Source organism: Desulfofustis glycolicus DSM 9705 (genome assembly GCF_900130015.1).
GTDB classification, from domain to species: Bacteria; Desulfobacterota; Desulfobulbia; order Desulfobulbales; family Desulfocapsaceae; genus Desulfofustis; species Desulfofustis glycolicus.
The window spans coordinates 1-1,021 of the sequence record NZ_FQXS01000100.1 but is presented as its reverse complement, the minus strand read 5'-3'; the positions used below and the strand labels follow the sequence as shown (position 1 = coordinate 1,021).

General features: G+C 55.5%; 1 protein-coding gene. It reads right to left on the bottom strand.

What is annotated here, in order from left to right; all coding sequences use genetic code 11:
- On the bottom strand, positions 1-881 hold an 881-nt coding region (locus BUC26_RS22575; protein WP_143166151.1), incomplete at its 3' end, for a DUF6531 domain-containing protein.
- Positions 882-1,021: the final 140 nt, after the last annotated feature.

The window sequence follows — 1,021 nt, the reverse complement described above, 5'->3', positions numbered from 1 at the left end:
TTTCCCCTGGCAAAGGTATCAAACCCGTAGGTGACCGTACCACCCCAGGGGGTAGTGATCGTCCGAAGAATATAGGCGGAGCGAAGGTTGATGGCTTGTTGCTGGTAGGTGTAGCTCCACCTATCGCCTCCGGGCAGGCTGACCGAGGTCACGGCCTGGTCGTCGGCGGCGTAGCCGTAGGTGATCTGGCGACTCGGGCTGCCCCAGGTTATGGACTGCAGGTGTCGCCTGCCGCTGGTGGCGTAATGGAAGCTGATGGTCTTGCTGCTGCCGCCGGCCGTATAGGTCACGGTGTTAATTTTGTCGCTGTCGTAGCTGATGGTAATGGTGTTATTGTTCTTCCTGATCTCCGTGGCCAGATACCCCTGTAGACTCCCCTGGCCAAAGGTGATGGTGGTTCCATCGGTCAACTGCAGGACCGGCAAAGCGCCGATCGGCATGTACAGTTTCCAGAACTCCTTGGTATTGAAATAATTGCTGCCATAGGTTTCACGGACGGCGGTGCTTGTTGTTCCATCCTGTAGCTCTATGGTGACGAAATTGCCGTCCTGTTTCACTCGGCCGAAACTGATGTCCCAGCCATAGCCGAGCTTGCCGTCCACCATCGCCGTGTTAGTCACCCGGCTCGATTTGTAGGTGCGCATGATCCGCAGATCGAGGCCACCGTCACCGGGGAGATAGAGATCGGTATAGGTCAGATCGAGTTGCCCGGTATAGGGATCAATCTGTTCATCGGAGGTATCCGCGATCGCTTCGCGAAAGGTTAGCTGGCCGGGGTCCACCAGATTCTCGTCGGCTGCCCGCGCCTGCCCGGAGAAGAGTGACAAGAACGTACAGAGTGTTACCAGAAGTATGGAAAAGATCCGGCAAAGAGAAATCATCGTCAGGCTCCATCCTCGTTTGGTATCTGAAGGGCTGCTTATCGCGCCTTTGGCCCCAGCTTGCTCTATCTGGAGGTTTCTGTTTAACAGGACAATATGGCTTATAATTCTATGACAAGCGGCGAATCATGATAGGCCGC